The following is a 4,169-nucleotide window of genomic DNA, read 5'->3' as shown; positions in this document are numbered from 1 at the left end:
CAGCCGCGCACGGATTGCATCGGAGCGTCACCAAGACCGGGCTCGGTGTTTTCTTCCAGCTTGTCGACGGCATCGAGCAGGGCCTGGGCGTCGCGGGCGGCAGCAAGCCCCTTGCCGATGCGGGCCACGCGTGCTGTCAGGTTGGCGAATACCGGCTCGGGCATGCCGGGCCGGGCCAGTAGCAAGAGAGAGCGCAATCTTTTGAAGCCCTTGCGCGCGCTGTGCACGCCGGTGTGGCGGTCAGAGGGTGTCGCCAGCGAGGTGTGAGCGATCTCCAGTTCGGCCAATGCCACGGACCGCAAAGCCTCGCTCACTGGCATAGCCGGATCGAGCCGGTAACTCATCGCTGTCCCCGCATCAGTCCTTAAGTCCCGTTTGGCGATCATTCCTTTCAGGGGCAGTAGGGTCAACCTTAAACTCGTCCCTCAGGCGTGTGGAGAACCTGTTGATAAGTATCGCCAGGGCTTTGTGACAGTGATCCAATTTCCGGTCCGAAGCTCAGGATGTTGGTGTGTCATGATGTCCGTGATGACGGCGACGCTGTCGGCGCCCGCTTCAAGCACGCCAGGCGCCCGTTCCGGGGTGATGCCGCCGATGGCGACGAGGGCGCAGGAGACCTTTTTTCGCCACGCCGCGAGGCGCGCGAGCCCCTGCGGCGCCCAGGGCATTTTCTTCAGCCAGGTCGGGTAGATGGGCCCGAGCGCCACGTAATCCGGGTCGGCGGCAAGCGCCACATCGAGTTCCTCTTCGCTGTGGGTGCTGATGCCGATCCTGACGCGCGCGGCCTTGAGGGCGGCGAGATCGGCGCCTGCAAGATCCACCTGGCCGAGATGTACGAAATCGGCGCCCGCTTGAAGCGCCTCGCGCCAATAGTCGTTGACCACGAGTTGGCAATCCTGCGCGGCGCACAGCGCCAGCGCCTTGCCGATCTCCGCTCGGACGATCTCTGCGGGTTGATCCTTGATGCGAAGCTGGACCAGCTTGACGCCTTGCGGCAGAAGCCGCCCGAGCCAGGCGGTGTCGGGGACGATGGGATAGAACGGATCGAGACGGGCCACTGCGCGTCAGGAGGCGTGATCGATCTTGAAGAAGGGCGTACCGGCGAGGGGCGTCGAGGGCGAGGCCATGTCGCGCGGCTCGATCATGCCCGCCTCATAGGCCAGCCGCCCGGCTTGGATCGCGTTCGCGAAAGCTTCCGCCATCTTCACGGGATCTCCGGCCTTGGCGATGGCCGTGTTCAGCAGCACGCCGTCATAGCCCATCTCCATGGCTTCGGCCGCGTGGGAGGGGGCGCCGATGCCCGCATCGACGATGAGCGGCGTGTCGGGGAAGTAAGCGCGCAAACTTTGAAGCGCGGACTTGTTGGCGAGGCCGCGTGCCGAGCCGATGGGCGAGCCCCACGGCATCAGCACCTCGCAGCCCGCGGCGATCAAGCGTTCCGCGGCGCTCAGGTCTTCGGTCGTGTATGGCAGCACCGCGAACCCTTCGGCGCAAAGCACGCCTGCGGCCTCGACCAGTCCGAACAGGTCCGGCTGAAGCGTGTCGTCGTTGGCGATCACTTCGAGCTTGATCCAATTGGTGCCGAACAGCTCCCGCGCCATCTGAGCGGTGGCGATGGCCTCCTTCGCCGTGTGGCAGCCGGCGGTGTTGGGCAGCACGCGGCGGCCAAGCTGCTCGATCAGCGCCCAAAACCCTTGGCCCGTGCGGGCGCGGGCCGACTCCCTGCGAAGAGAAACGGTGACGATCTCCGCGCCCGAAGCCTCGACCGCCTGGCGCAGAATGTCGGGAGAGGCATAGCCGGCCGTGCCGAGCAACATGCGCGAGGTGAAGCGTGTGCCGTAGAGTTCGAGCATCAGCCGCCCTGCCTCGGCGCCACGATCTCGACCTCGTCAGCGTCGGTGAGCTGCGTGTTGCCGCGCGCCGTTGCGGCCACGAAACTGCCATTGACGGCCGTGGCCACCTTGGCGTCGGCGAAGCCGAGCGCGGCGCATAGCTCATCGAGGCTCTTTGCCTCGGTCACGAAGCGCTCACCGTTGAGCAGGATCTGCAACGAACACCTCCGGATTGGTGGCGCCGGTCTCCAGATAGTCGGCGACCAGCTCGGCCATGACCGGCGCGAGCAGAAAGCCATGCCGGTAGAGGCCGTTGACATAGATATAGCCGTTCAAGGGGATAATCCTAGGCCGGTTGTCGGAGAAGGCGGGGCGGACGCCGGCGCCGAGCGCCAAAATCTCCGCCTCTCCGAAGGCGGGATCGAGCACATAGGCGGCGCTCAGGAGCTCCAGCGCCGAACGCAAGGTGACCGGCCCCCCGTCCTCCCGCTCGATCGCCGTGGCGCCGACCATGTATAGGCCATCCCCCCACGGCACGAGATAGAGCGGAAAGCGCGGATGAAGCAGGCGCACCGGACGCTGGATGGCGATTTCGGGCGCGCGCACCACGATGCGCTCGCCCCGTACCCCGCGCAGGGTCGGCAGGCCATCCTTGGCGGCCAGTCCGCGGCAATCGACGACCAGATCGGCGCCTTGCGGAATGGTCTCCATGCCGAACTGAACGGCAACGCCGGCCTCCTGGACCTTGCCGAGCAGGAAGGCGAGCGCCGCGCCTGGGTTCAGGTGGGCTTCGCCCGCATAATAAAGAGCGGTGCCGAAGCGCGGCGCGAGACCGGGCTCGAGCTCCGCGAGGGCTGCCGCATCGAGACGGCCGGCGCCCTCGGTCATGCGCTCGAAGCGGTCGAGCAGGCTGCGGTCGCGCGAGGGCGCGACGACGAGGCTGCCCTGCGCCACCAGCCCAGGATAGGTCTCCTTCCATAGGGCAATGCCGCGTTCGCCGAGCTCACGGATCATCGCTTCGGCGCTTTCCTCCTCGCAGCGTGGCGCGAGCATGGCGCCGGCATAGGGGCTACAGGCATCGGCGAAGGGTTCGGCCGAGCGCTCGGCGAGGATCACCTGGTGGCCGCGGCGCGTTAAAGTCAGCGCCTGCCAGAGCCCGGTGATGCCGGCCCCGCGGATCGCAATTTTGAGTGGGGTACTTGTCATCTTAAATGGGGTGCCTCGGTAAGGTGGATGCCTTGGACGGCGGCCTCTGTCTAGCCTCGCGCTCAATCGCCGAGGGCGACGCCCTCGCGCCGCGGGTCGGCCCCGCCTTCAAGCCCGTCCGGCGTCACGGCGATGATGTGCTCGCCGCTGGTCATGTCCATGCGGCGGACCTTGTGGCCCTTGGCTTCGAGGCTCGTGGCGAGCGGGTCCCACGCCGGCTCAGGCTCCATGAGCACCACGTCCTGCGTGCTACCGAAATTGAGGAGCGCCGCGGCTTGCGCCGCGTCCATCTGCCAGTCCAACAGCGCGAAGATGGTCTTCAGATTGAACATGATGATGCCCGGGCCGCCGGGCGAACCCAGCACGTAGTCCAAATCGCCGTCGGCGCCGAAGATCATGGTCGGGTCCATGGAGCTGCGCGGCCTCTTTCCCGGCTCGACGCGGTTGGCAATGGGCCGGCCCGCGGCATCCTCCGGCAAGAACGAAAAATCCGTGAGCTGGTTGTTGAGCAGGAAGCCGCGCACCATGGTCCGCGCGCCGAAGGAATACTCGATGCTGGTGGTCAGGGAGAAAGCGTCGCCCGCGTCGTCCACCACGGAGACGTGGCTGGTTCCGCCTCGCTCCTTGGTGTGATCGCGGCCGAAGGCGCTGAGCGGGATGACCGGCGGTGTACCGGCCGTGACCGTCTCTTGCGCACGCGTCGGATCGATCAGCTTGCGGCGCTCGGCGAGATAGTTCTCGTCGAGCAAGCCATCTAGGGGCACCGCGACGAAACCGGGATCGGCGAGATAGCGCCCGCGATCGGCGTAAGCGAGGCGTTCGGCCTCGGCGATCAGGTGGGCGGCCTCCGGCGTGAAGGGATCCGACCCGAGATCGAAGGGCTCCAAGATGCCGAGCACCTGGCCGACCGCAACGGCGCCGGATGAGGGCGGGGCCGCGCCACACACGCTGCGCCCCCGATAGGGCATGCAAACCGGCATGCGAGGCTGGGCGCTATAGTTCGCGAGGTCGGCGATGGAAAGTGCGCCGGGCTTGCGCGGATCGCTTTGCACGGCCTCTCCGATATCGGCGGCGATGGCGCCTTTATAGAAGGCGTCCGCACCCTCGCGGGCAATGATGTCGAACGTCTCG

General features: G+C 66.8%; 6 protein-coding genes. All 6 read right to left on the bottom strand.

The genetic code is table 11. The features are described 5' to 3' along the window. Nucleotides 1-344: CHAD domain-containing protein (locus tag ACSLE4_RS14015; RefSeq protein WP_435905049.1), on the bottom strand; the 344-nt coding region annotated here is incomplete at its 3' end. Nucleotides 345-425: 81 nt separating this feature from the next. Beyond that, complete coding sequence (locus tag ACSLE4_RS14010) at nucleotides 426-1,058, bottom strand: thiamine phosphate synthase (RefSeq protein ID WP_435905048.1); 633 nt, start codon at nucleotides 1,056-1,058, stop codon at nucleotides 426-428. A 6-nt stretch (nucleotides 1,059-1,064) separates the two neighbouring features. After that, nucleotides 1,065-1,853 carry a thiazole synthase gene (locus tag ACSLE4_RS14005; RefSeq protein WP_435905047.1) on the bottom strand — a complete coding sequence of 263 codons (789 nt, stop codon included), beginning with the start codon at nucleotides 1,851-1,853 and terminating at the stop codon, nucleotides 1,065-1,067. Further along, on the bottom strand, nucleotides 1,853-2,050 hold the full coding sequence (gene thiS, locus ACSLE4_RS14000; protein ID WP_435905046.1) for a sulfur carrier protein ThiS: 198 nt from the start codon (nucleotides 2,048-2,050) through the stop codon (nucleotides 1,853-1,855). Before thiS ends, ACSLE4_RS14005 begins: the two co-directional genes overlap by 1 nt. After that, nucleotides 2,028-3,038: an FAD-dependent oxidoreductase gene (locus tag ACSLE4_RS13995; protein ID WP_435905045.1), complete on the bottom strand. Its 1,011-nt coding sequence runs from the start codon at nucleotides 3,036-3,038 to the stop codon at nucleotides 2,028-2,030. Before ACSLE4_RS13995 ends, thiS begins: the two co-directional genes overlap by 23 nt. A gap of 62 nt (nucleotides 3,039-3,100) precedes the next feature. Then, nucleotides 3,101-4,169: gamma-glutamyltransferase family protein (locus ACSLE4_RS13990; RefSeq protein WP_435905044.1), on the bottom strand; the 1,069-nt coding region annotated here is incomplete at its 5' end.

The sequence above is a fragment of the Methyloceanibacter sp. genome (assembly GCF_051306395.1).
Taxonomy (GTDB): domain Bacteria; phylum Pseudomonadota; class Alphaproteobacteria; order Rhizobiales; family Methyloligellaceae; genus Methyloceanibacter.
The sequence above is the reverse complement of the archived record's forward strand: the minus strand, read 5'-3'. Positions and strand labels throughout refer to the sequence as shown.

What these genes read in the sequence shown, in the direction of transcription:
- ACSLE4_RS13995 (WP_435905045.1), bottom strand. Translation starts at nt 3,038, where the DNA reads ATGACAAGTACCCCACTCAAAATTGCGATCCGCGGGGCCGGCATCACC.
- ACSLE4_RS14005 (WP_435905047.1), bottom strand. Translation starts at nt 1,853, where the DNA reads ATGCTCGAACTCTACGGCACACGCTTCACCTCGCGCATGTTGCTCGGC.